Source organism: Streptomyces sp. AP-93 (assembly GCF_022808175.1).
GTDB lineage: Bacteria > Actinomycetota > Actinomycetes > Streptomycetales > Streptomycetaceae > Streptomyces.
On the sequence record NZ_JALGBX010000002.1, the window covers coordinates 354,965 to 379,333 of the forward strand.

At 73.2% G+C, this 24,369-nt stretch carries 21 protein-coding genes; 15 read left to right on the plus strand and 6 right to left on the minus strand.

Annotated elements, in window-relative coordinates; translation table 11 throughout:
• Window positions 1–177: 177 nt before the first annotated feature.
• The 11 genes from MTF69_RS04850 (at window position 178) to MTF69_RS04900 (ending at window position 13,540) form a co-directional block, all read left to right on the plus strand.
• On the plus strand, window positions 178–1,914 hold the full coding sequence (locus tag MTF69_RS04850; protein ID WP_243330991.1) for a Stk1 family PASTA domain-containing Ser/Thr kinase: 1,737 nt from the start codon (window positions 178–180) through the stop codon (window positions 1,912–1,914).
• Window positions 1,915–2,033: 119 nt separating this feature from the next.
• A complete protein-coding gene (locus MTF69_RS04855; RefSeq protein ID WP_243330992.1) occupies window positions 2,034–2,462 on the plus strand; it encodes a hypothetical protein in 429 nt (142 codons plus the stop codon).
• A 66-nt stretch (window positions 2,463–2,528) separates the two neighbouring features.
• On the plus strand, window positions 2,529–3,110 hold the full coding sequence (locus tag MTF69_RS04860; RefSeq protein ID WP_243330993.1) for a hypothetical protein: 582 nt from the start codon (window positions 2,529–2,531) through the stop codon (window positions 3,108–3,110).
• 96 nt (window positions 3,111–3,206) lie between these two features.
• A complete protein-coding gene (locus MTF69_RS04865) occupies window positions 3,207–3,875 on the plus strand; it encodes a PadR family transcriptional regulator (RefSeq protein WP_243330994.1) in 669 nt (222 codons plus the stop codon).
• A gap of 33 nt (window positions 3,876–3,908) precedes the next feature.
• Complete coding sequence (locus MTF69_RS04870; protein WP_243330995.1) at window positions 3,909–4,640, plus strand: ABC transporter ATP-binding protein; 732 nt, start codon at window positions 3,909–3,911, stop codon at window positions 4,638–4,640.
• Window positions 4,637–7,486: an ABC transporter permease gene (locus MTF69_RS04875; protein ID WP_243330997.1), complete on the plus strand. Its 2,850-nt coding sequence runs from the start codon at window positions 4,637–4,639 to the stop codon at window positions 7,484–7,486. Before MTF69_RS04870 ends, MTF69_RS04875 begins: the two co-directional genes overlap by 4 nt.
• Window positions 7,487–7,616: 130 nt before the next feature.
• Entirely contained in the window at window positions 7,617–8,156 is a 540-nt protein-coding gene (locus MTF69_RS04880; protein WP_243330999.1) for a bacterial proteasome activator family protein, read from the plus strand.
• 786 nt (window positions 8,157–8,942) lie between these two features.
• Window positions 8,943–9,827 (plus strand): NTP transferase domain-containing protein, encoded by an 885-nt coding sequence (locus tag MTF69_RS04885; RefSeq protein WP_243331001.1) that lies wholly within the window; start codon window positions 8,943–8,945, stop codon window positions 9,825–9,827.
• Window positions 9,824–11,155, plus strand: coding sequence for a molybdopterin molybdotransferase MoeA (locus MTF69_RS04890; protein ID WP_243331002.1), 1,332 nt, complete (start codon window positions 9,824–9,826; stop codon window positions 11,153–11,155). The genes MTF69_RS04885 and MTF69_RS04890 overlap by 4 nt, the downstream gene beginning before the upstream one ends.
• Window positions 11,143–12,243 carry a TrkA family potassium uptake protein gene (locus tag MTF69_RS04895; RefSeq protein ID WP_243331004.1) on the plus strand — a complete coding sequence of 367 codons (1,101 nt, stop codon included), beginning with the start codon at window positions 11,143–11,145 and terminating at the stop codon, window positions 12,241–12,243. The genes MTF69_RS04890 and MTF69_RS04895 overlap by 13 nt, the downstream gene beginning before the upstream one ends.
• 319 nt (window positions 12,244–12,562) lie before the next feature.
• Window positions 12,563–13,540, plus strand: coding sequence for an NAD(P)H-quinone oxidoreductase (locus MTF69_RS04900; RefSeq protein WP_243331006.1), 978 nt, complete (start codon window positions 12,563–12,565; stop codon window positions 13,538–13,540).
• Between the two features lie 331 nt (window positions 13,541–13,871).
• Here MTF69_RS04900 and MTF69_RS04905 read toward each other — a convergent pair whose 3' ends face one another.
• The 3 genes from MTF69_RS04905 to pdhA are packed head-to-tail and all read right to left on the minus strand — an operon-like array spanning window position 13,872 to window position 17,397.
• Entirely contained in the window at window positions 13,872–15,236 is a 1,365-nt protein-coding gene (locus MTF69_RS04905) for a dihydrolipoamide acetyltransferase family protein (protein ID WP_243331008.1), read from the minus strand.
• The gene (locus MTF69_RS04910) at window positions 15,236–16,249 is read right to left on the minus strand and encodes an alpha-ketoacid dehydrogenase subunit beta (RefSeq protein ID WP_243331010.1); all 1,014 of its coding nucleotides are present in this window, start codon (window positions 16,247–16,249) and stop codon (window positions 15,236–15,238) included. The genes MTF69_RS04905 and MTF69_RS04910 overlap by 1 nt, the downstream gene beginning before the upstream one ends.
• Entirely contained in the window at window positions 16,246–17,397 is a 1,152-nt protein-coding gene (gene pdhA / locus MTF69_RS04915; RefSeq protein ID WP_243331363.1) for a pyruvate dehydrogenase (acetyl-transferring) E1 component subunit alpha, read from the minus strand. The genes MTF69_RS04910 and pdhA overlap by 4 nt, the downstream gene beginning before the upstream one ends.
• 177 nt (window positions 17,398–17,574) lie before the next feature.
• On the opposite strand from pdhA, the gene MTF69_RS04920 reads away from it, so the two are divergent.
• The 3 genes from MTF69_RS04920 (at window position 17,575) to MTF69_RS04930 (ending at window position 19,420) form a co-directional block, all read left to right on the plus strand.
• Window positions 17,575–18,162 (plus strand): Lrp/AsnC family transcriptional regulator, encoded by a 588-nt coding sequence (locus MTF69_RS04920; protein ID WP_243331012.1) that lies wholly within the window; start codon window positions 17,575–17,577, stop codon window positions 18,160–18,162.
• A gap of 125 nt (window positions 18,163–18,287) precedes the next feature.
• Window positions 18,288–18,806 (plus strand): hypothetical protein, encoded by a 519-nt coding sequence (locus MTF69_RS04925; protein WP_243331014.1) that lies wholly within the window; start codon window positions 18,288–18,290, stop codon window positions 18,804–18,806.
• Window positions 18,803–19,420, plus strand: coding sequence for a DinB family protein (locus MTF69_RS04930; protein ID WP_243331016.1), 618 nt, complete (start codon window positions 18,803–18,805; stop codon window positions 19,418–19,420). The genes MTF69_RS04925 and MTF69_RS04930 overlap by 4 nt, the downstream gene beginning before the upstream one ends.
• 16 nt (window positions 19,421–19,436) lie before the next feature.
• Here MTF69_RS04930 and MTF69_RS04935 read toward each other — a convergent pair whose 3' ends face one another.
• Both MTF69_RS04935 and MTF69_RS04940 read right to left on the minus strand, forming a co-directional pair.
• On the minus strand, window positions 19,437–20,024 hold the full coding sequence (locus MTF69_RS04935) for a TetR/AcrR family transcriptional regulator (RefSeq protein WP_243331017.1): 588 nt from the start codon (window positions 20,022–20,024) through the stop codon (window positions 19,437–19,439).
• The gene (locus MTF69_RS04940) at window positions 20,021–21,598 is read right to left on the minus strand and encodes a 3-hydroxyacyl-CoA dehydrogenase (RefSeq protein WP_243331018.1); all 1,578 of its coding nucleotides are present in this window, start codon (window positions 21,596–21,598) and stop codon (window positions 20,021–20,023) included. The genes MTF69_RS04935 and MTF69_RS04940 overlap by 4 nt, the downstream gene beginning before the upstream one ends.
• A gap of 157 nt (window positions 21,599–21,755) precedes the next feature.
• On the opposite strand from MTF69_RS04940, the gene paaN reads away from it, so the two are divergent.
• Window positions 21,756–23,438, plus strand: coding sequence for a phenylacetic acid degradation protein PaaN (gene paaN, locus MTF69_RS04945; RefSeq protein ID WP_243331019.1), 1,683 nt, complete (start codon window positions 21,756–21,758; stop codon window positions 23,436–23,438).
• Between the two features lie 4 nt (window positions 23,439–23,442).
• Here paaN and MTF69_RS04950 read toward each other — a convergent pair whose 3' ends face one another.
• Complete coding sequence (locus MTF69_RS04950) at window positions 23,443–24,201, minus strand: RNA methyltransferase (RefSeq protein ID WP_243331020.1); 759 nt, start codon at window positions 24,199–24,201, stop codon at window positions 23,443–23,445.
• Window positions 24,202–24,369: the final 168 nt, after the last annotated feature.

The following is a 24,369-nucleotide window of genomic DNA, read 5'->3' on the forward strand; positions in this document are numbered from 1 at the left end:
CCTCAGAACCGCTCACCGTTCGGACAAGCACGCGCCTCGGCCCGCCTGTGGACCCCCTGTGGCCTTGTGGTCACGGAACGGGAACCTGGCTTGACGTGTGCTTGCCCTCCGGCAGACTGAGGCCGACATGCGCCCGGCCAGAGGCGTGGGGACACATCCCGAGGGGAAGCAACAGTCATGAGCCAGGACGGCACTCAGGGCCAGTACGCGGGCGGCTCTCTGGCCGGTGGCCGTTACCAGCTAAGGGACTTGCTCGGCGAGGGAGGCATGGCCTCCGTTTACCTCGCCTACGACTCGGCGCTCGACCGTCAGGTCGCCATCAAGACCCTGCACAGCGAGCTCGGGCGCGAGCAGTCCTTCCGCGAACGCTTCCGCCGCGAGGCTCAGGCTGTAGCGAAACTGTCGCACACCAACATCGTCTCGGTCTTCGACACCGGTGAGGGCGTCGTCTCCTTCGCGAACCCCTCGATGGCCGACGGCGCCGTCATGCCGTACATCGTCATGGAGTACGTCGAGGGGCAGCCGCTCGGCTCCGTCCTGGACGGCGACATCAGGCAGTACGGGGCCATGCCGGCCGACAAGGCCCTGAAGGTGACGGCCGACGTGCTGGCGGCTCTGGAGAGCAGCCACGAGATGGGGCTGGTCCACCGCGACATCAAGCCGGGCAACGTCATGATGACGCGGCGCGGAGTGGTGAAGGTCATGGACTTCGGCATCGCGCGGGCCATGCAGTCGGGGGTCACCTCCATGACGCAGACCGGCATGGTCGTCGGCACCCCGCAGTACCTCTCCCCCGAGCAGGCGCTCGGGCGGGCCGTGGACGCCCGCTCCGACCTGTACTCGGTGGGCATCATGCTCTTCGAGCTGCTGACCGGGCGGGTCCCCTTCGCCGCCGACTCGGCCCTGGGCATGGCGTACGCGCACGTGCAGGAGGAGCCGGTCGCGCCCTCCTCCATCAACCGCTCGGTCACCCCGGCGATGGACGCGCTGGTGGCGCGGGCCCTGAAGAAGAACCCGAACGAGCGTTTCCCCACCGCCGCCGCCATGCTCGACGAGGTCGCGCGGGTGGCGGGCGCCGGGCACACCGGGGCACCGGTCATCGTCCCGGGCGCGCACCCGACGAACAGCGGCGCCGGGCTCGGCTCGGCCGTGTTCCCGCCGGTGGACTCCGCCCTGCAGGCCCCGCCGCACTCGGTGCAGCAGCCGTACCAGGCGCCGCACACCCCGGTGCCGTCCGCGTACGCGCCGACGCCGCCGCCGGGACCGCAGTCCGGGGCGTACGGGTACCCGCAGCAGCAGCCCCTGCACCAGCCGATGCACCAGCAGGCGCCGACCCCGGCGCCGTACTCGGCCGCGACGCCGCCGCCGTACGCGGTCTCGGCGCAGGGCGGGCAGGGTCCGGCCTCGGGCGGGGCCGGCGGTGTCGGGGGTGTCGGCGGTGTCGGCGGTGTCGGCGGTGTCGGCGGGAAGAAGAAGAACACCCCGGTCGTGGTGGGGGCCGTCGTCGTGGCACTGGTGGCCATCGGCGGGCTGATCGCCGCGCTGGACCTGGGCGGAGACGACAAGGACAAGGGCGGGCCGACCAACCCGAGCGCCTCCACTTCGGCGTCCGCCCCGGCGAAGGCCGGGCACAAGGGGCCGGACCTCTCGCGGACGATCGAAGAGTCCAAGTGCAAGGAGCCCCGGAAGGACACCGACGCGACCAAGGTGGTGGCGCCGGACTTCCGGTACATCAACGAGGTCTCGGTGAAGGCGTGCATCCGGGCCGGCGGCTGGAAGTACGACCCGAAGCCCAGGGACGAGGCGGTCTACGGCGAGGGGACCGTCGTGGAGCAGTACCCCGCCGGCGGCGACGCGATCGACCCGAAGGACACCACCTTCACCCTGTACATCTCGACCGGCAACCCGGAGTGATCGGGGAGTGGTCCGGCACTGAGGGGTGCGCCACGGAGGAGTGAAGCGGGGTTCGCCCGTCGGGCGGCGGTTCTGATACATACGCGCAGGACACACCCGCCGCACCTCCGGGAGTCCTCTTGCACCACCCCGCGCGCAACCTCGTACGCGTCCTCACCGCCGCCGCACTGGCGGTGGGCGCGCTCGCCGTCGCGCCCGCCTCGGCGGCCGGCGCCTCGTCCAGCTGCGAGACCACCGGCGCCTACGGCAGCGCCGACTGGACCTGGCTGAACCGCTCCACCCTCATCCACATCAAGCTCACGTCCGTGGACACCGCGGACGACGCCCGCGTCGCGGGGGTCCACCTCTACACGCTGGACCACCAGGGCGGCTCGCACGAATGGCCCTGGCGCTTCAACAAGCGCGGGGCCGGCAAGAGCCAGACCTGGGAGACCACCCTCCAGGACAAGCGCGGGATCGACCGGGTCGGCGTGGAGGTCGCGGCGTTCAACGACGCCGGCTACCGGAGCCTGTGCGGGTCCGGATCCGTGAAGAATCCGACCTTCTGAGCGGGCCGGCATCCCGAACGACCTGTCCGGGATGCCGGTTTTGTCCGGTTATGTAAATCTGAGTCCGTGACCTACGCCCGCGCGCTGCGCTGGACCGCCGGGGCAGCGTTGGCGACCGCCACGCTGCTGATCACGGCGCCCGCACACGCGGCGGCCTCCGCGTCCGCCCCGGCCTCCGCTTCGGCTTCCGCTTCGACCTTCGCCCGCGACCTTCCGCTCGCCTCCGCTTACGTCTTCACCCCCGGTTCCGCCGTCGCCCCCGGTTCCGTCGCCGCCGCTTCTGCCGCTTCCGTCGCCGCCGCCGCACCCGCGGATGCGGACGTGGCCGACGCGGCGGACCGGGCCTTCGAGGACCTCGCCGGAAGTTCCGCCGGGGCCGGGCGGGAGCGGCCCGGGCGGCCGGTGGGCGAGCCCGCCAATCCCGAGACCGTGCTCGCCGCGCGTCCCGTCCCGGCGCGTCCGCGCACCGAGCAGGTCCCGGCGGTTCCCGCGACCCCCTCCGAGGCCCCGGTGGTCGGCGCGCTCGGCACCGAGCCGAACGAGCGGGCCGCCGATCTGGCCGCGCACATACTGCCGCTCGGAACGGGATTCGCCCTGATGGGACTGGGTCTCGGATTCATGGGAATGCGGCTGCGCCGGGGCATGTAGCCCCGGCCCCGCCCCCCGCTCCCGCCCCGGGTCCCCCTTGCGGCGTAGGCCCCAGGATGGTTGCGGAGCGGCACATACTCGGTATACATACTGAGTATGTCGATCCGCCATGGCCTCCTCGCCCTGCTGGAACGGGGCCCCCGGTACGGCTCCCAGCTGCGCACCGAATTCGAGTCCCGCACCGGTTCCACCTGGCCGCTCAACGTCGGGCAGGTGTACACCACACTCGCCCGCCTGGAGCGCGACGGCCTCGTCGCCCCCGGCGGTGAGGACACGGCCGGGCACACCCTGTACGCCATCACCGAGACCGGGCGGGGCGAACTGCGCGAGTGGTACGAGCGTCCCGTCGACCGGGCCAACCCGCCCCGGGACGAGCTCGCCATCAAGCTCGCCATGGCCGTCGGCGCGCCCGGTGTGGACATCCGCGCCGTCATCCAGGCCCAGCGGCACGCCACCGTCCAGGCCATGCAGGACTACACCCGGCTCAAGGCGCAGGCGCTCGCCGCCATCGAGAGCGGGCGCGGCAGCGAGCGCGACGACATCGCCTGGCTGCTGGTCCTGGAACAGCTGATCTTCCAGACCGAGGCCGAGGCCCGCTGGCTCGACCACTGCGAGTCCCGGCTCGTACGGCTGTCCGCGCGCGGGGAGCGCGCGCCGGCCGAGGCCGAACCACCCGAGGGCACCACCGTCCCCACCACGCCCACGCCCAAGCCCACGACCACCGACCGGTCTCTTTCCCGTACCGCCCGTACGCGGCGGGTCTGAACCACCGCTCCACGTCCCAGGGGGGAACCCTTCATGCCCGACCAGCCCGTATTGCAGCTGGACCAGCTCGTCCGCATCCACGGCAGCGGCGCCACCGAGGTGCACGCCCTGCGCGGGATCGACCTCTCCGTGTACCCCGGCGAACTCGTCGCCGTCATGGGCCCCTCCGGGTCCGGCAAGTCCACGCTGCTGACCCTCGCCGGCGGACTCGACACCCCGAGCAGCGGCAAGGTGATCGTCGAGGGCACCGACATCACCACCGCGAGCCGCAAGCAGCTGGCCGCCCTGCGCCGCCGCAGCATCGGGTACGTCTTCCAGGACTACAACCTGATCCCGGCGCTCACCGCCGCCGAGAACGTCGCCCTGCCGCTCGAACTCGACGGCGTCTCCGCCCGCAAGGCCCGCGTCTCCGCGCTGGCTGCCCTGGAGGAGATGAACCTCGGGCAGCTCGCCGACCGCTTCCCCGACGAGATGTCCGGCGGCCAGCAGCAGCGCGTGGCCATCGCCCGCGCACTGGTCGGCGACCGCCGCCTCGTCCTCGCCGACGAGCCGACCGGCGCCCTGGACTCCGAGACCGGCGAATCCGTACTCGCCCTGCTGCGCTCGCGCTGCGACGCCGGCGCGGCCGGGATCCTGGTCACCCACGAGCCGCGCTTCGCCGCGTGGGCCGACCGCGTGGTCTTCCTGCGCGACGGCAGCGTCGTCGACGAGACCCTGCGCAGCCAGGCCGACTCCCTGCTCTCCGGGCAGGCGGCCGCTCAGTGATCTCCTCGTACCACTCCTGGATCGCGGCGATCCGGATAGCCCGCCGCGACGCCTGGCGCTCCAAGGGCCGCAGCGCCCTCGTCCTGGCCATGATCGCCCTGCCGATCGTCGGCGTGAGCGCCGTCGACCTCACCGTGCGCAGCTCGGAGCTCTCCCCCGAGCAGCGCGTCGGGCGGGTGCTCGGCGCCGCGGACGCCAAGGTGTCCTCGACCCACATGGGCGCGGCCATCTACCAGAGCCCCGACGCGCAGAGCTACGCCCCGGTCGGCGGCTTCGACAAGTACGAACCGAGCGCGGGCGGCCGGGACGAGGCCGCCACCGCGCCCGAACTCCCGGCCGGAGCCCAGTCCGTCAAGGACAGCACCGCCTACGCCAAGGTCCGCACCCGCCACGGGATCCTGGATGCCGAGCTCCGCGAGGTGGACCCGGCGAGCCCGCTGGTCAAGGGCCTGTGGACGCTGGAGCGCGGACGGCTGCCGAAGGCTCCCGGCGAGATCCTCGCCACCGGCGCCTTCCTGGAGGAGTCCGGGTACTTCCTCGGCTCCAGCGTGACCCCGCGCGAGTCGACCACCTCGTACAAGATCGTCGGTGTCTACGAGCTGCCCGACAACCTGCACAACTCCCAGCTCCTGGCCCTGCCGGGCACCCTGCTGGCCCCGCTCGACCGGGACCGGAAGGCGGCCGGCGGCAACGGGCTGGAACCCCGGGACGCGTACCTGGTGAAGGTCGGCGGCGAAGGTTTCACGTGGAACATGGTCAAGGAGGCCAACGCCAAGCAGCACCTCCTCGTCGAATCGCGCGTCGTGCTGCTCGACCCGCCGGCCGACTCCGAAGTGCCGCTCTACACCGAGCAGCCCAGGGACATGTGGCGGCCCGGTGCCACCATCGGAGCCACCGAACTCGCCATCGTCTCCACCGTCGTCGGCCTCGCCATGCTGGAGATCTGCCTGCTGGCCGGACCCGCCTTCGCGGTCGGCGCCCGGCGCTCGCGCCGCCAGCTCGGCCTGGTCGGCGCCAACGGCGGTGACCGGCGGCACATCCGGGCCATCGTGCTCTCCGGCGGCCTCGTCATCGGCGCCGCGGCAGCCGTCACCGGCACCGCGCTCGGCATCGCCCTCACCGTCGGGCTCCGCCCGGTCCTGGAGGACACGATCGGCAAGCGGTTCGGCAGCTTCGACGTCCGCCCGCTGGAGCTCCTCGCCATCGGCCTGCTCGCCGTCCTGACCGGGCTGCTGGCCGCCATCGTCCCCGCCGTCAACGCCTCCCGGCAGACCGTGCTGGCCTCGCTCACCGGCCGCCGCGGCGTGCGCCGGGCCAACCGGGTGCTGCCCGTCCTCGGCCTGATCGCCATCGCGGCCGGCGCCGCCATCGCCCTGTTCGGCTCCGTCTCCAAGATGGGCGTCACCGTCGTCGCGGGCGGCAGCGCCATCGCCGAGCTCGGCGTCGTCGCCCTGACCCCCACCCTGGTCGGCCTGTTCGGCCGGGCCGGCCGGTGGCTGCCGCTGTCGCCCCGCCTCGCGCTGCGCGACGCCGTCCGCAACCGGGGGCGTACCGCGCCCGCCGTGGCCGCCGTACTGGCCGCTGTCGCCGGGACCGTCGCCGTGGCCACGTACCAGCACAGCAAGGAGATCCAGTACCGGCACGAGTACGTCGCCCAGCTCCCGTACGACGCCGGTCTGATCGAGACCAACGAGTACACCGCGTACCGGGACGTGCCCGCGATGCGCGAGACGCTGTCGAAGGAACTCCCGGTGGCCGTACGGGCCGACGTGGACCGCCTCGTCGTCGGCAAGCCGGGCTGCTCCCCGTACGGGGACGACGCGGAGTGCGGGCAGGCCGAGGTCATCATCCCGAAGGAGCAGCGCTGCCCCCTCTACTCGGCCGTGAACGGACCGGAGTCGTTCTCCCTGGCCGAGCGGAAGGAACTGCGGAGCGACTGGCGGTGCCAGTACGACCGCTTCGGCGTCCAGTACTCCGTGGTCGTCGCCGACGAGAAGCTGATGTCCGTCCTGGGCGTCGGGGATCCGGGCGCCGCGGCCGCGCTGAAGGCGGGCAAGGCCGTCTCCTTCAAGAAGCAGAACGTGCGCGACGACAAGGTCACCGTCCGGCTGATCACGGGCCGGGGCGAGCCCGCCCCCGGCTCCGCTCCCGATGAGCCGCCGCCCGGCAAGGACAAGGTCTTCGCCGCGTACCAGGTGCCCGACTCGACGAAGGGCTACGGCCTGGCTCTGGTGCTGCCGCCCTCGGCCGCGAAGAGCGCCGGCATCACCAGCGTCCCCTTCGGCTCGTACTTCACCCTCGACGGAGACGCGAGCTCCGAGCAGCGCCAGCGGCTCGACGGGGCCCTGGACAAGCTGGGCCTGGACACGAGCGTACGGATCGAGAAGGGCTACGAGGGCGACGACAGCCTGGCCATGCTCGTCCTGACCATCTTCGCGGGCCTGGTCACCATCGGCGCGGCCGGCATCGCCACCGGACTGGCCCAGGCGGACGCCGAGGGCGACCTGAAGACCCTGGCGGCGGTCGGCGCACCCCCGCGGGTGCGGCGCACGCTCAGCGGCTTCCAGTGCGGGGTGGTCGCCCTGATGGGCGTGCTCCTCGGCTCGGCGGCGGGCATCCTGCCCGCGGTCGGGCTCCGGCTCACCGAGCAGCGTGCGGCGGCCGACCTGGTCCGCTCGGGCATCGAGAACGGCTACGAGGCGGCCTCCGAGGCCGTCCCCTACATCCCGATCGCGGTGCCGTGGACCACGCTGGGCGGGCTGCTGATCGTGGTCCCGGTGGGCGCGGCGCTGCTGGCGGCCCTGGTCACCCGTTCGAGCGGAGCACTGGCCCGCCGCGAGGTCTGACGCTCCGGCGCCCGCTGCTGTCCCCGTTGCTGTCCCAATTGGTACCCCAGTTGGTGCCCCCGCACAGGGTGGATCACGCCCGTGCGGGGGCACACCGTGTGAATACGAAGGTGTGCGAGAGAATGACGGCATGGAGATGCCGAGGAGTGAACGGTCGCAGGACAGCCCCCCGCACGGCCTGATCGTGGGGCAGGACGGGATGCCGGTCGGCGGCGCCGATGACGAGTCGCGCGAGGTCCCGGTGACGGAGATGGTCGAACAGCCCGCCAAGGTCATGCGGATCGGCAGCATGATCAAGCAACTCCTGGAAGAGGTACGCGCCGCACCTCTGGACGAGGCCAGCCGGGTCCGTCTCAAGGACATTCACGCAGCGTCGGTGAAGGAACTGGAAGACGGCCTGGCTCCCGAGCTGGTGGAGGAACTGGAACGGCTCTCCCTCCCCTTCACGGAAGAGGCCATCCCCTCCGAAGCGGAACTGCGCATCGCCCAAGCCCAGTTGGTGGGCTGGCTGGAAGGCCTGTTCCACGGCATCCAGACGGCCCTGTTCGCGCAGCAGATGGCGGCGCGGGCCCAGCTGGAACAGATGCGCCGCGCCCTCCCGCCGGGCTCCTCCCACGAGGACGACGAGGACGGCCCCCACGGCGCCATCCGCTCGGGCCCCTACCTCTAACCCCCCACCCCACCCACCCTTCCGGGGCCGCCCCCATCCCCGGGGCGGCCCCGCCCCCATGCGCCACCCGCCCGACGCCACGCACAACCTGCGACACCGTTCCGGAACCAGCGGGGCCGCGCGGAACCAGCGGCACCATGCCGAACCTGCGGCGCCGTTGCCGGGGACCAGCCCCCGGACCCCCGCGCCTCAAACGCCGGCGAGGCTGGATTGTGGCCGGTGTGCCCTGCACGTGCACTGACATGACCCGCACGCCCAAACCTGCGCCGGCCACACCCAGCCGTGCGGCTCTCGCGGACCGGGGCCCGGGGCCTTCCAGCCCGCCCGCACATCCAGCCGTCCGGCGTCTGAGGACCGGGGTCCGGGGCGGAGCCCCAGGGGGTCCGGGCACAGCCCGGCACCCCCTCCAGCCCGTCCGGCGCTTGAGGACCGGGGTCCGGGCAGCGCCCGGTGGCATCCCCCAGCCCCGCCGGCGTTTGAGGCGCGGGGTCCGGGGCGGAGCCCCAGGGGGTCCGGGCGCAGCCCGGTACCCCCCACCAGCCCGTCCGGCGTTTGAGGACCGGGGTCCGGGCAGAGCCCGGGGAACGGGCGAAGGGCGGGTAGGGGACTTCGCCCCGCGCAGCGGCAAGAGTGGCTGCGGGGGCCTCGCCCCGCGTAGCGGCCAGAGTGGCTGCGGGGGCTTCGCCCCGCCTCGCGGAGCACCCGCGGCCGGGCCGCGGGCCAGCGGGTTAAGAACCCGGTAAACGCCGAAGCCCATCCGCCCCCAACCCCCCTCATACTCGGGGAATGACCTACGACGCCATCGTCCTGGCCGGCGGCGCCGCAAGCCGACTGGGCGGAGCCGACAAGCCCGGCCTCCTGGTCGGCGGCCGCCCCCTCCTCGACCGCGTCCTGGACGCCTGCGCAGACGCCGCCACCACCGTCGTCGTAGCCGGCCGCAGGCCGACGGCCCGGCCCGTGCACTGGGCCCGGGAGGACCCCCCCGGCGGCGGCCCCCTCGCCGCGCTGGACGCCGGGCTGCGGCACACCACCGCCCCGCTGGTCCTCGTACTCTCCGCCGATCTGCCGTTCCTGGACCGGCAAACGGTCCACTCCCTACTCGAGGCCCTCGACGCGCCCGAGCACCCCGCCCGGGAAGGAGCCCTGCTCCGGGACCCGGACGGCCGCGACCAGCCCCTGGTCGCCGCGTACCGCGCCGAGCCCCTGCGCAGGGAAATCGCCCTGCTGGCCACCGAACACGGCTCCGTGCACGGCCTCCCCCTGCGCGCCCTCACCGCCGAACTCGACCTCGCCCCGGTCACCGCGGCCGCGCCACTCGCCTCCTTCGACTGCGACACCTGGGACGATCTCGCCGCCGCCCGCGCCCGAATCAGAGAGCATGGAACCGTGCTGGAGCAATGGATCACCGCCGTCAAGAACGAGCTGGGCATCGACGTCGCCGTCGACACCAAGACCCTGCTCGACCTCGCCCGTGACGCCGCGCACGGCGTCGCCCGGCCCGCCGCCCCGCTGACGACCTTCCTCGTCGGCTACGCGGCCGCCCACGCCGAAGCCACCGGCGCCGACCCCGCGCAGGCCGTGGCCGAGGCCTCCCGCAAGGCCGCCGAGCTGGCCCTGCGCTGGGCCGCGGAAGCCGAGGCCACCGGTCCCGAAGCGACCGGCTCCGAATGACCGCCGACCCCGGCACCGGCCCCGGCACCGACGCCGACCGCGCCCTCGACCAGGCCCTCGCGCTGGTCAGCCGCGACCCCCGCGCCGAAGCCACCAGCGGCGGCGGTAGCGGCGGCGGCCACCGCGCCGCGACCTGGCTCCGGGCCCGGGAGACCGCGACCCGCGCCGGTTCGGCCGTCCGCGGCCGTACCCACCGGGTCCCCCTGGCGGCCGCCCTCGGCGAGGTGCTGGCCCTACCCCTCGACGCCCTGGGCGACCTGCCGTCCTTCGACACCTCCGCCATGGACGGCTGGGCCGTCGCCGGGCCCGGCCCCTGGACCATCCGCCCCGGCGAGAGCGCCTTGGCCGGGAGCGACCGCCCCGCACCCCTCGCGGACGGCGAGGCCGTACGGATCGCCACCGGCGCACGGATCCCCGCGGACACCACCGCCGTGATCCGCAGCGAGCACTCCCGCGAGGCCGGCACCCTGCTGTACGCCGAACGGCCCGTCGCCACCGGCCAGGACATCCGCCCGCGCGGCCAGGAGTGCCGCTCCGGCGACCTGTTGCTGCCCGCCGGGTCCCTCGTGACCCCGGCCGTCCTCGGCCTCGCGGCGGCCGCCGGGTACGACGAGCTCACCACCCGCCCCCGGCCGCGCGTGGAGATCCTGGTCCTCGGCGACGAACTGCTCACCGAGGGCCCCCCGCACGACGGCCTCATCCGTGACGCCCTGAGCCCGATGCTGGGCCCATGGCTGACCCGGCTCGGCGCCGAGGTCATCGCCGTCCGGCGGCTCGGCGACGACCCGGCCGGCGCCGAAGCGCTGCTGGCGGCCGTCACCGGCTCCGCCGCCGACGTGGTCATCACCACCGGCGGCACCGCCTCCGGCCCCGTCGACCACGTCCACCCCGTGCTCGCCAAGGCCGGCGCCGAACTGCTCGTCGACGGGGTCGCCGTACGCCCCGGGCACCCGATGCTGCTGGCCCGCCTGGGCGAGCACCCGGACGGCCGCCACCTGGTGGGCCTGCCCGGCAACCCGCTGGCCGCCGTCTCCGGGCTGCTCACCCTCGCCGAGCCGCTGCTGCGCGCCCTCGCCGGACGGCGTCCGCGCCCCCGGTACGTGGTGCCGGTGGAGGGCGACGTACCGGGCCACCCGCACGACACCCGGCTCGTACCGGTCCTGCTGACCGAGGACCACGCCGTACCGCTGCGCTACAACGGACCCGCGATGCTGCGCGGCGTGGCCGCCGCGGACGCGCTGGCCGTCGTACCCCCGAACGGGGCGCGTTCCGGACAGGAGTTGGAGATCATCGATCTCCCGTGGGCCTCGGGGGGATGTTTCACGTGAAACTTCACGGATCCGACGCGATGGCACGCGGCGCCGACGAGAAACTCGTCTCGCGCCGCATCAAACTGCCCAAGCGCATCGTCGAGAAACCGCTCCGCCAGGTCTCCCGGCGCCTGCTGATGGCGCTGTTCGTGATGTTCCTGACGGTCCTGATCGTGTGGATCGACCGCGACGGCTACCACGACAACGCCAACGAGAAGCTCGACTTCCTCGACTGCGTCTACTACGCGACCGTCACCCTGTCGACGACCGGCTACGGCGACATCGTCCCGTACAGCGACAGCGCGCGGCTGGTCAACATCCTGCTGATCACCCCGCTGCGCGTGCTGTTCCTGATCATCCTGGTCGGCACCACCCTGGAAGTCCTCACCGAACGCACCAGGGAAGAGTGGCGGCTCAGCCGCTGGAGGAAGAACTTGCGTGAGCACACGGTCGTCGTCGGCTTCGGCACGAAGGGCCGCTCCGCCCTCCAGACCCTGCTGGCCACCGGCCTCAGCAAGGAGCAGGTCGTCATCGTCGACCCGAGCGCCAAGGTGATCGACATCGCCAACGCGGAGGGATTCACCGGGGTCGTCGGCGATGCCACGCGTTCCGAAGTCCTGCTGCGCGCCGAGATCCAGAAGGCCCGTCAGATCGTCATCGCCACCCAGCGCGACGACACGGCGGTCCTGGTCACCCTGACCGCCCGCCAGCTCAACCGCGGCGCGAAGATCGTGGCGGCCGTCCGGGAAGAGGAGAACGCACCGCTGCTGAAGCAGTCGGGCGCGGACGCGGTCATCACCAGCGCGAGCGCGGCGGGCCGGCTGCTCGGGCTCTCGGTGCTCAGCCCGAGCGCGGGCACCGTGATGGAAAACCTCATCCAGCAGGGCAGCGGACTCGATCTGATCGAGCGTCCGGTGAACCGCGCGGAGGTCGGCAAATCGGTCCGGGACACCGACGACCTGGTCGTCAGCGTCCTGCGCGGCCACCGCCTGCTCCCGTACGACGATCCGCACGCGAGCCCCCTCCAGCTGACGGACCGCGTGATCACCATCGTCCGCGCGGTCCCGCCGAGTTCGCCGCCCGTGGTACTGGGATCGGCGGACTAAGACTTGATCCGCAATCCCCGAAGGATGTACGGACTGCATCCGGTCAGCTGGTCCGGGCGCTCCGACGTGATCACCTGGCGGTGGCTCATCCGGGGTTGCTCGGGGCCGTTCCGGAATTCGGTGAGCAGAGGCCCGCAGTTCAACGGGCTGCCGCAGGCGCTGCACCGGCAAGCCGGTGGTCAGCCCCTCACGCGGTTGACTCACACTGGCCGTCTTCTCGGCCGCTACCGATCGTAGCGAACCGGAGCCCGCGAATTGCGGAGCATCTCTTAGCTTGGTCCGGCGCCGGAGGGCACTGCCCGGGCGGTAGCCTCCGGCCATGCATGCGATCACCATCGAAAAGCCCGGCGGCCCCGAGGCCCTGGTGTGGGCCGAAGCACCCGACCCGGTGGCCGGCGACGGCGAGGTCATCGTCGAGGTGGCGGCGAGCGCCGTGAACCGCGCCGACGTCCTGCAGCGGCAGGGTTTCTACAACCCTCCGCCCGGCGCCTCCCCCCATCCCGGCCTGGAGTGCTCCGGGCGGATCTCCGCGATCGGGCCCGGGGTGTCCGGCTGGTCGGTCGGCGACGAGGTGTGCGCGCTGCTCTCCGGCGGCGGGTACGCGCAGCGGGTGGCCGTCCCGGCGGGCCAGCTCCTGCCGGTCCCGGCGGGAGTGGACCTGGTAACGGCTGCGGCCCTCCCTGAAGTCGTCTCCACGGTCTGGTCGAACGTGTTCATGGTGGCCGGCCTGCGCCCGGGCGAGACCCTGCTGGTGCACGGCGGATCGAGCGGCATCGGGACGATGGCGATCCAGCTCGCGAAGGCCGTGGGCGCACGGGTCGCGGTCACGGCGGGCGGCAAGGAGAAGCTGGCGCGCTGCGCCGAGCTGGGCGCGGACATCCTGATCGACTACCGCGAGCAGGACTTCGTGGAAGAGCTCCGGGCGGCCACGGACGGCGCCGGGGCGGACGTGATCCTGGACATCATGGGCGCGAAGTACCTGACCCGGAACGTGGACGCGCTGGCCGTGAACGGCCGCCTCGCGATCATCGGGCTCCAGGGCGGGGTCAAGGCGGAACTGAACCTGGCCGCCCTGCTGGCGAAGCGTGCGGCGATCACCGCCACCACGCTCCGGGCACGGCCCCTGGAGGAGAAGGCGGCGATCGTCGCGGCCGTACGGGAACACGTGTGGCCCCTGGTCGCGACGGGCCGCATCCACCCGGTGGTCCACGCGACGTACCCCATGAGCGAGGCGTCCGAGGCCCACCGAGTCATGGAGTCGAGCACCCACGTGGGCAAGCTGCTCCTGACCACCTGACCCACCGCCCGCGCGGTTGCCCACGGTTGCCGCTGCGCGGAGCTGCTCCCCGCCCGGCCTTTCGGCCTGGCGGGCTGGATTGCCCGTAGGGCAATTCCAGCCTCGCCGGCGTTTGAGGCGCGGGGTCTGGGGCGGAGCCCCAGGGGGGTCCGGGCGCAGCCCGGCACCCCCCTCCAGCCCGTCCGGCGCTTGAGGACCGGGGTCCGGGCAGAGCCCGGGGAACGGGCGAAGGGCGGGTAGGGGACTTCGCCCCGCGCAGCGGCAAGGGTCGCTGCGCGGACTCCGCCCCCAGGGCAGACCACCCGCACCGGCCCCCGCCCCACCCGCGGAGCTACAGGCTGCGCAGCAGCACCGAAGGCGACTCGACGCAGTCCGCGACGTACCGCAAGAAGCCGCCCGCCGTGCCACCGTCACACACCCGGTGATCGAAGGTCAGCGACAGCTGAACGACCTGCCGGACCGCCAGCTCCCCCTGGTGCACCCACGGCTTCGGGATGATCCGGCCCACACCGAGCATCGCCGCCTCGGGGTGGTTGATGATCGGCGTGGAGCCGTCGACCCCGAACACCCCGTAGTTGTTCAGGGTGAAGGTGCCGCCGGTGAGGTCGGCCGGGGCCAGCTTGCCCGCCCGGGCCAGCTCCGTGAGCCGGGCGAACTCGGCCGACAGCGACTCCGCGCTGCGCGCCTGCGCGTCCCGGACCACCGGGACCATCAGCCCCCGCTCCGTCTGCGCGGCGAAGCCCAGGTGCACGGCCGGGAGCCGGACGATCTCGTTCGCCGCCAGGTCCACCGTGGAGTTGAGCTCCGGGTGGCGGGCCAGGGCCGCCGTGCAGATCCGGGCGAGCAGCGCGAGCACCGAGATCTTGGGGCCGCCCGCGGCGTTCATCGCGGCCCGGGCCGCCATCAGCTCGGTGGCGTCCGCGTCGACCCAGCAGGTGGCGTCCGGGATCTCGCGCCGGCTGCGCGACAGCTTGTCCGCGACCGCGCCCCGCACACCCTTGAGCGGCACACGGTCACCCTGGGCCGCCGGCGCGGCCGGAGCGGCCGGAGCTGCCACCGGAACGGCAGCAGCCTGCGCCGCACGCAGGGCCGCCAACGCCGCCTCGACGTCCGCCCGCATGATCAGCCCGTCCGGCCCCGACCCCGACAGCCCGCGCAGGTCGACCCCGCCGTCCCGCGCCAGCCTCCGCACGAGCGGCGAGATCACCGGCACGGGCCCGCCCGGAGCCACCGGTACGGCCGGAGCCACCGGCGCTGCCGGAACCACCGGTACGGCCGGAACCACCGGTACGGCCGGAGCCACCGGCGCCGACACCGCGGCGGTGACGGGTCGCACCCGTCGCCGACGCGCCGGGCGCGAGTCGTCCGAGCCGTAACCGATCAAGGGCCGGGGCGCGTTCGCGGAGTCCGCGGCCCCCTCGGGGGCGACGGCATCGGCCGGCCCGCACTCCACGCCCACCGCCACCGTGATCAGCGGGGCGCCGACGGGCAGTTCGGTCCCCTCCTCGCCGAAGCGGGCGGTGACCACGCCCCCGTACGGGCAGGGCACCTCCACCATCGCCTTGGCCGTCTCGACCTCGACGACCGGCTGGTCGATGGCGACGACGTCGCCGACCGCCACCAGCCAGCGGACGATCTCCGCCTCGGTGAGTCCTTCTCCCAGGTCCGGCAGCTTGAACTCCATGACCTGCGGCATCAGTTCTCCCACTGCAGACGGGCCACGGTGTCCAGGATCCGGTCCACGCCGGGCAGGTGGTGCTTCTCCAGCATCGGCGGCGGATACGGGATGTCGAAGCCGGTGACGCGCAGCACGGGCGCTTCCAGGTGGTGGAAACACCGCTCCGTGACCCGGGCGGCGATCTCCGCGCCCGGTCCGCCGAAGCCGCCGGACTCGTGGACCACCACCGCGCGGCCGGTCCGGCGTACGGAGGCCACGACGGTCTCCTCGTCGAAGGGGACCAGCGAGCGCAGGTCCACGACCTCCAGGTCCCAGCCCTCCTCGCGGGCCGCCTCGGCCGCTTCCAGGCACACCGGCAGGGAGGGCCCGTAGGTGATCAGCGTCGCGCTGGTGCCGGTCCGCCGGACGAGCGCCGTGCCGATCCCGGGGACCGCCGCGGGCGCCTCGGGCGACCAGTCGGACTTGGACCAGTACAGCCGCTTCGGCTCCAGGAAGATCACCGGGTCGTCGCTGGCTATCGAGGCGCGCAGCAGTCCGTACGCGTCCTCGACCGTCGCCGGGGTCACGACGGTGAGGCCGGGCGTGGCCACGTAGTACGCCTCGGAGGAGTCGCAGTGGTGCTCCACCCCGCCGATTCCGCCGCCGTACGGCACCCGGATGGTGATCGGCAGCGGCATCGCGCCCCGCGTGCGGTTGCGCATCTTCGCCACGTGCGAGATCAGCTGCTCGAAGGCCGGGTACGCGAAGGCGTCGAACTGCATCTCCACGACCGGCCGCAGCCCGTACATGGCCATGCCGACGGCCGCGCCGAGGATCCCGGCCTCGGCGAGCGGGGTGTCCGTGCAGCGGTCCTCGCCGAACTCCTTCGCGAGGCCGTCCGTGATGCGGAAGACCCCGCCGAGCGCCCCGACGTCCTCGCCCATGACGTGGACCGCCGGGTCCTCGGCCATCGCGTCGCGCATCGCCCGGTTCAGGGCCTGGGCCATGGTCGCCGGCTTCGTGGTCGCAGGCTTCACCGCCACCGTGGTCATGATCCGTCCTTCTCTTCCTGCTCGGCCGCGTCCAGCTCGGCACGGAGCATGGCCGCCTGTTCGCGCAGCCGGCCGGTCTGCTCCGCGTAGACGTGTGCGAAGAGGTCCATCGGGTCGAGCACGGGCTCCGCGTTCATCCCGTCGCGGAGCGCCGCCGCCATCGCCTCGGCCGCGTCCTTGGCGGCCTTGATGCCCGCCTCGTCCAGCAGCCCGCGCGCGGTCAGCTCGCGCTCCAGCAGCTCGACCGGGTCGTGCGCCTTCCAGGCCTCGACCTCGGCGTCACCCCGGTAGCGGGTGGCGTCGTCGGCGTTGGTGTGGGCCTCGATCCGGTACGTGACGGCCTCGATCATGGTCGGTCCACCGCCGGACCGGGCCCGCCGGACCGCCTCGGACAGCACCTCGTGCATGGCGGCGATGTCGTTGCCGTCGACGAGGCGGCCGGGCATCCCGTACCCCACGGCCTTGTGGGCCAGGGTCGGGGCGGCGGTCTGCTTGGCCAGCGGGACGGAGATCGCGAAGCCGTTGTTCTGCACGAGGAAGACGACCGGCGCCTGCCAGACGGCGGCGAAGTTCATGGCCTCGTGGAAATCGCCCTCGCTGGTGCCGCCGTCGCCCACCATGGCGAGGGCGACCACGTCGTCACCGCGCAGCCGGGCGGCGTGCGCCAGGCCGACCGCGTGCGGCAGCTGGGTGGCCAGGGGAGTCGAGAGAGGGGCTATCCGGTGCTCGCGCGGGTCGTACCCGGTGTGCCAGTCGCCGCGCAGCAGCGTCAGGGCCTGTACGGGATCCAGTCCGCGCGCCACGGCCGCGAGGGTGTCGCGGTAGCTCGGGAAGAGCCAGTCCTGCTCCTCCAGGACCATGGCGGCGGCGATCTCGCACGCCTCCTGGCCGACGGTGGAGGGATATACGGCCAGACGGCCCTGCTTGGTGAGGGCGGTGGCCTGGGCGTTGTAGCGGCGGCCGCGCACCAGCTCGGCGTAGCACCGGCGCATCAGCTCGGGGTCGAGCCGGTCGGCGGCCGGGGTGCCCAGCACGCGGTACGGCTCGGGGTCCGGGAGCAGCGGGGCGGCATCCGTACGGGGCCTCCAGGCGGGCGGCGGGGTGGAGCGGTGGGACGCACCGGCACCGGGCAGCTCTTGGACCGTCATGGCGGCGTACACCTCCTCGTGGGAAGCGGGCAGGGAGGCCTCGGGTGTGAGGCCCCTCACCTACCGATTGTTCGGTTGTCCGGGCAATTTGGCTACAGGCGGCGCCAGGCTGTGGACAAAGTGGCGCCGACGCCCTGGTATGGGTGCAGGACGTCCAGGAGAGGCAGGCATCGGGCGATGACGGATGAACAAATGGCCGGAACGGGTTCCGGGGCGGCTTCCCCGGCGGGGGGCGCACTCGGGGGCGCACCCGTACCGCCGGTATCCCCCGGGCCGCCGACGGCACCGCCCCGCCCCCTCGACCCGATCGACCGGTCGATCGTGCGGCTGCTCCAGGCGGACGGCCGCGCCTCGATACGCTCCGTCGCCGAGCAGGTCCACGTGTCCCGGGCCAATGCCTACGCCCGGATCAACCGGCTCATCGACGACGGGGTGATCCGCGGCTTCACCGCCCGCGTCAACCACGAACGCGCAGGTCAGGGCGCCTCCGCCTATATCACGCTGAAGATCGTCCAGAACTCCTGGCGCACGGTCCGCGAACAGCTCCGCGAGCTCCCCGGCGCGGCCCACATCGCCCTGGTCAGCGGCGATTTCGACGTCCTGCTCCTGGTCCACACCCCGGACAACCGCACCCTGCGCGAGCTGGTCCTGACCCGCCTCCAGTCCATCCCGGAGGTCCTCTCCACGCGCACTCTGCTGGTCTTCGAGGAAACGGACCTCCTGGCCCGCGACCAGACCGCCGGCCCCACGATCACCGAAGACTGAGGCAGGACCGAGGCAGGACCGAGGCAGGACTGAAGTCCGCCCCCGAGGGGCCTCTAGCCCTTCCGGCCGGGGACCTCCTCCTCACGTCTGACAACCGGAGGCCCCGGGGGTGCGTCTGCCCGGACATGAACACCAGCACCACGCCCGACACCGCCCCGGCGCCCCCTCGCGCGCAGCGCCTGCCCGAGCCGCTGCGCTCCCTGTGCTGGGCCTCGGCCATGACCGCCCTCGTGGTGGTCCTGGGCTACGCGGCCCACCGCTGGGCGGGCGCCGGAGCGGGTACGCCCCTGGAACCCCTGCCGGGCTCGCCGTGGCCGTACCTCACCGCGTGGGCCGTGCTCGGCTTCTGGGCGTTCCTGCTCGTGCGCTGGGTGGCCCACCATCTGCGGTGGGACGCCGTGTACACCGCGGGACCCCTCTTCCTGGGCCTCCGCGTGGGCCTGGCCCACCGCCCGGACCTGACGCTCCTCTACGGCTACGGCGCGCTGACCCTGGCCGTCGCGGCCGGCGCCGTCCTGCTGTGGCGGCTGCGCGGCCGGACGGAAATCGAGGCGCGGAAGGCCGCCGGCCATGGCAGTCTGGCGGGTCGTCGAGACGTCCCCCCGCCCCGGGACGAGCCGTCCAGCACCGGAGAGTCCCCGTGATCCCGCCCCGCATCGTCCCCCTGCTCGATCAGTTCGACTTCGCCCGCGAGCGCCTCACGGCCCGCATGGCGGGGCCCGTCATGGACAGCGGGGACGGTTCGGACACCGAGGTCGGCCCGATGACCGACGAGGAGTACTTCTGGGAGCCGGTGGCGGACTGCTGGTCCGTGCGCGCCCGCGCGGCCGGGCCCGGGCCGCGCGCGACCCTGCTGGCCGGCGCGGGCCCCTGGGGGCGCGACGCCGCGGCCTACCCGCACCCCTGGCCGCCGCCGGTCACCACGATCGCGTGGCGGCTCAGCCACCTCGGCGAGATGATCGCCCTGCGCGCCGACCACGTGGCCGGCAGCCGCTCGCTGACCCGGGACGTCCACCCGGTGCCGGGCGGCGCCGTGGAGGCGGTCGCCGCCTTCGACGCGGCCGCCGCGGCCTGGCGCACGGCACTGCTCACCGTGGACGACGGCGCGCTGGACACGGTCGGGTACTCCAGCTATCCCCACGGCAGCGATCCGGAGGACGCCTTCGTCGACGTCGTGTGGTGGGTCAACCAGGAGCTGCTGCACCACGGGGCCGAGATCGCCCTGCTCCGCGACCTGTACCGGGCGCGCCCGCGCTGACCCGGCCCGCGGACCCTCAGCGCTGCGTGCGCAGGCCGTCCAGGGCCATGCTGACCACGGCGTCCGCGAGCTGGTCGGGGGTGGTGCCCGGGTGCGGGCGGTACCACTCGACCAGGGAGTTGACCATGCCGAAGAGCAGGCGGGTGGCCAGCCGGATGTCCACGTCCGCACGCAGGTCACCCTCGGCGGCGGCGTCCTTCAGAAGCTCCGCGACCTGGTGGTCGAACTCGCGGCGGCGCTCCAGGGCCCAGCGCTCGGTGCGGGTGTTGCCGCGGACCCGCAGCAGCAGGGTCACGTAGGGGAGCTCGGCGACGAGGACCTCGACCGTGCGGCGCGTGACGTACTCGACGCGTTCGACCGCGCGGCCCCGTATCGCCCCCGGCTCCGCCAGGACCGCGAAGAGCTCGTCCAGGGCCCGGCTGACGGCGCGGTGGAGCAGTTCCTCCTTGCCGGCGACGTGGTGGTAGATCGAGGACTTCGAGATGCCGGCCGCCTTGGAGAGGTGCTCCATCGAGGTGCCGTCGTAGCCGCGCTCGTTGAAGACCTGGACGGCGACGGACAGGAGCGTCTCGGGGGTGTACGTGTCCCGCTTGGCCGTGGTCATTCCGTCTCCCCCGCCTCGTCGTCGAGGCCCCCGCCGTCGAGGTCCTCCTCAGCGCCCTCGTCAGCGCCCTCGTCCTCGCCCTCGCCCGCCGCGTAGCCCAGCTTGTACAGCGCCAGCGACGGCGCGTACCGGCCGCCGGGGCAGCGCTCGTCGAGGTGGTGCAGCAGGTCGTACGCCCAGTCGCGGCCGAGCCGGTCGTGCCATTCGGCGGGGCCCGCCGGGTAGTTGACCCCGAGCCGCATGGCCGTGTCGATGTCCTCGGCGCCCGCCACCCCGCGTGCGACGGCGTCGGCGGTGAGGTCGATCAGCATCGCGACCGTCCGGGCGACGATCATGCCCGGGACGTCGCCGATGACGGAGACCTTCTTTCCGAGCTTCTGGAACAGTCCGACGGCCTCGGCGAGCGTCCGCTCGCTGGTGTCCTCGCTGACGGAGAGCGCGATCCGGGTGGCGCCGCGGTAGTCGAAGGCGAGGTCGAAGTAGACGACGTCGGCGAACTCGATCGCCGTCTTGCCGTCGGCGAGCACGAGCTGCCCCTCGCCGGGGAGCTGGATGTACGGGCCCCCGTGCTCGACGGCCGTGACCTCGATCCCGGCCTCCTCCAGGAGGTCGAGGAGGCCCGAGGCCGGTCCGAGGTCACCGACGACGGTCACCTTCGCGGGCGCGTCCTCGGGGCCGGCGGTGTGCGGGGCCGGGGCCTTCGCGTCCGGGCCGTACGGGTACCAGCCGTGCCCCGACTTGCGGCCGAGGCGGCCGGACTGGACCAGCCGGCGCTGCGCGAGGGAAGGGGTGAACTTGGGGCTGCGGAAGAAGGACTCCCACACCGAACGAGTGACGGCCTCGTTGACGTCCTGGCCGATCAGGTCGGTCAGCGCGAAGGGGCCCATCTTGAAGCCGCCGCTCTCGCGGAGCACGGCGTCGATGGTGGCCGGGTCGGCGCCCTGCTCCTCGTACACCGCGAAGGCCTCGGCGTAGAAGGGCCGGGCGATCCGGTTGACGATGAAGCCCGGGGTGTCGGCGCAGCGCACCGGCGTCTTCCCCCAGCCCAGGACGGTGGCGTACGCGCGGCTGGCGGCGGCCGGGTCCGTCGCGAACCCGGAGACCACCTCGACCAGCGGGAGCAGCGGGGCCGGGTTGAAGAAGTGCAGGCCCAGGAAGCGGCCGGGGTGCGCGAGTCCGGCGGCGAGCTCGGTGACCGAGAGGGAGGAGGTGTTGGTGGCCAGCAGCGCCTCCGGGGAGACCACCTCTTCGAGCGCCGCGAAAAGTGCCCGCTTGACGGTGACGTCCTCGACGACCGCCTCCACCACGAGGGCCGCGCCGGCCAGCTCCGCCAGCGCGGCCGCCGATGCGATCCGGCCGATCGCGTCCTCGGCCTCGGCGCGGTCCAGCCGGCCCTTGGCGGCCATCCGCTCGACGCGGTCCTGGACGAATCCGGCCGCGTCGGCGGCGAGCGGGGCGTTGATGTCGTAGATCAGCACGCGGTGACCTGCGAGAAGGGCGACTTGGGCGATGCCCTGCCCCATGGTGCCGGCGCCGACGACCGCCACTGTGCGGGACCGCTCGATTGCTGTCATGCCCAGATCCTCCCGCACCGACTTGTCCACAGGCCTGCCGGGCCCTCTTGTCCCGACCGATCGTTCGGTTACTCTAACTCCAGTCTGCTCTTGTTCATCCCTTCTTGCCCGCCCCGATCGCCTGATCCCGCCCGGCTCAAAGAGGAGTTGGTCCCTGATGGCCGCCGAGCTCACCGTCCCCCAGCTGTCCGCCAAGCACCGGCCCACCCTGGACCAGGCGCTGGCCACGATCCGCAGCCGCGCCTACTGGTCCCCGCACCCCGAGCACCCCAAGGCGTACGGGGAGACCGCGCCGGCCGACGGCCTCGCCGCCTTCGAGGCGCTGCGCGGCACCCGGCTCGACCTCGGGCAGCCCGGCACCGACGGCTGGACGGGCGCGGAGACCTCCCCCTACGGCCTGGAGCTCGGCGTCGAGTACCCGCACGTGGACCCGGAGGTGCTGCTGCCCGCGATGCGGGCCGGCATGGGCGCCTGGCGGGACGCGGGACCGGAGGCGCGCGCCCTGGTCTGCATCGAGATCCTGGCCCGGATCTCGGCGCGGACGCACGAGTTCGCGCACGCCGTCATGCACACCAGCGGCCAGGCCTTCATGATGGCGTTCCAGGCGGGCGGCCCGCACGCACAGGACCGCGGCCTGGAGGCGATCGCCTACGCGTACGAGGAGCAGACCCGCGTCCCCGGGCAGGCCGACTGGTCCAAGCCCCAGGGCAAGAAGGACCCCCTCGAACTGGGCAAGACCTTCACGGCCGTGCCGCGCGGCATCTCCCTGATGATCGGCTGCAACACCTTCCCCACCTGGAACGGCTACCCGGGCATCTTCGCCTCCCTGGCCACGGGCAACCCCGTGCTGGTCAAGCCGCACCCGCGCGCCGTGCTCCCGCTGGCGCTGACCGTCCAGGTGGCCCGCGAGGTCCTCGCCGACGCCGGCTTCGACCCGAACCTGGTCGCGCTGGCCGTGGAGCGTCCGGGCGAGGGCATCGCCAAGGAGCTCGCCGTCCGCCCCGAGATCAAGGTCATCGACTACACCGGGTCCACCGAGTTCGGCGACTGGCTGGAGACCAACGCCCGCCAGGCGCAGGTCTACACGGAGAAGGCCGGCGTCAACACCGTCGTCCTGGACTCCACCGACAACTACAAGGGGATGCTGTCCAACCTGGCGTTCTCCCTGTCCCTCTACAGCGGCCAGATGTGCACCACCCCGCAGAACCTGCTGATCCCGCGCGACGGCATCGAGACGGACGCCGGGCACAAGACGTACGACGAGGTCGTCTCCGACCTCGCGGGCGCGGTCGGCGGCCTGCTCGGCGACGACGTGCGGGCCAACGCCCTGCTCGGCGCGCTGGTCAACCCGGACGTCAAGGCCCGTCTGGAGGCCGCGGCCGGGCTCGGCGAGGTCGCGCTGGCCTCGCGCGAGGTGACGAACCCGGAGTTCCCGGGCGCGGTCGTGCGCACGCCGGTGATGGTCAAGCTGGACTCGTCCAAGCCCGACGACTCCGCCCCCTACCTCTCCGAGTGCTTCGGCCCGGTCTCCTTCGCGGTGGCGGTCGACTCCACGGCGGACGCCCTGGAACTGCTGCGGCGCACCGTCCGCGAGAAGGGCGCCATGACGGTCGGGGCGTACACCACGTCCGCGGACACCGAGCGGGCCATCGAGGAGGTCTGCATGGAGGAGTCGGCGCAGCTCTCGCTGAACCTGACGGGCGGGGTCTATGTGAACCAGACCGCGGCCTTCTCCGACTTCCACGGCTCCGGCGGCAACCCGGCGGCGAACGCCGCGCTGTGCGACGGCGCCTTCGTGTCGAACCGCTTCCGCGTGGTGGAGGTCCGCCGCCAGGGCTGATGTCCTAGGGCTTCGGCCCGCCCCAGTGGAAGAGGGTCATGGCCACGCTGGTGGCCAGGTTGTAGCTGGAGACCTGCGGGCGCATCGGCAGGGACACCAGGTGATCGGCGCGGGCGCGCAGCTCGGGCGAGATGCCGTGGCGTTCGGAGCCGAAGGCGAGCAGGGCCTCGTCCGGGAGGGTGAGGGCGCGGATGTCCTCGCCCTCCGGGTCGAGGGCGTACAGCGGGCCGGGCGGCAGCGCGTCGAGCTCCACCCGGTCCACGGTGGTGGCGTAGTGCAGGCCCGCGCCGGCCCGGACCACGTTGGGGTGCCAGGGGTCCAGATCCCCCCGGGTGACGACGCCGGTGGCGCCGAAGCCGGCGGCGAGCCGGACGACGGCGCCGACGTTGCCCAGGTTGCGGGGATTGTCGAGGAGCACGATCGGGGCCGTCCTGGGCCGTGCGTCGAGCCGGGCCCGTCCCTCGGCCCGGCCGGGCCGGACCGCGAGGGCCGCCACCCCGGTGGGGTGCACCCGCGCCAGCAGCCCCTTGAGCGGTGCCCGCCGCACCAGCCGGGCGACGTCCGCCTCCACGTCCCGGGCCAGCTCGTGCGCGAGGCCCCGTACGGCTTCCGGGTCGTCGGCGACGGCGATCCGCACGTCCGCCCCGAACCGCAGGGCGTGCTTCAGCGCGTGAAACCCGTCGAGGAGCACGAGGTCCTCCCGCTCGGCGGCCTCCCGCCAGTCCCGCTCGCCCTCACCGGAGTCCCCACGCTGCTCACTCATACCGCCGAGCCTACGGTCCCCACCCCGCCGCCAATCCAGCCGTCCGGCGTTTGAGGACCGGGGTCCGGGGCGGAGCCCCTCCAGCCCGTCCGGCGCTTGAGGACCGGGGTCCGGGCAGAGCGCCCGGGGGGCATCTCCAGCCCCGCCGGCGTTTGAGGACCGGGGTCC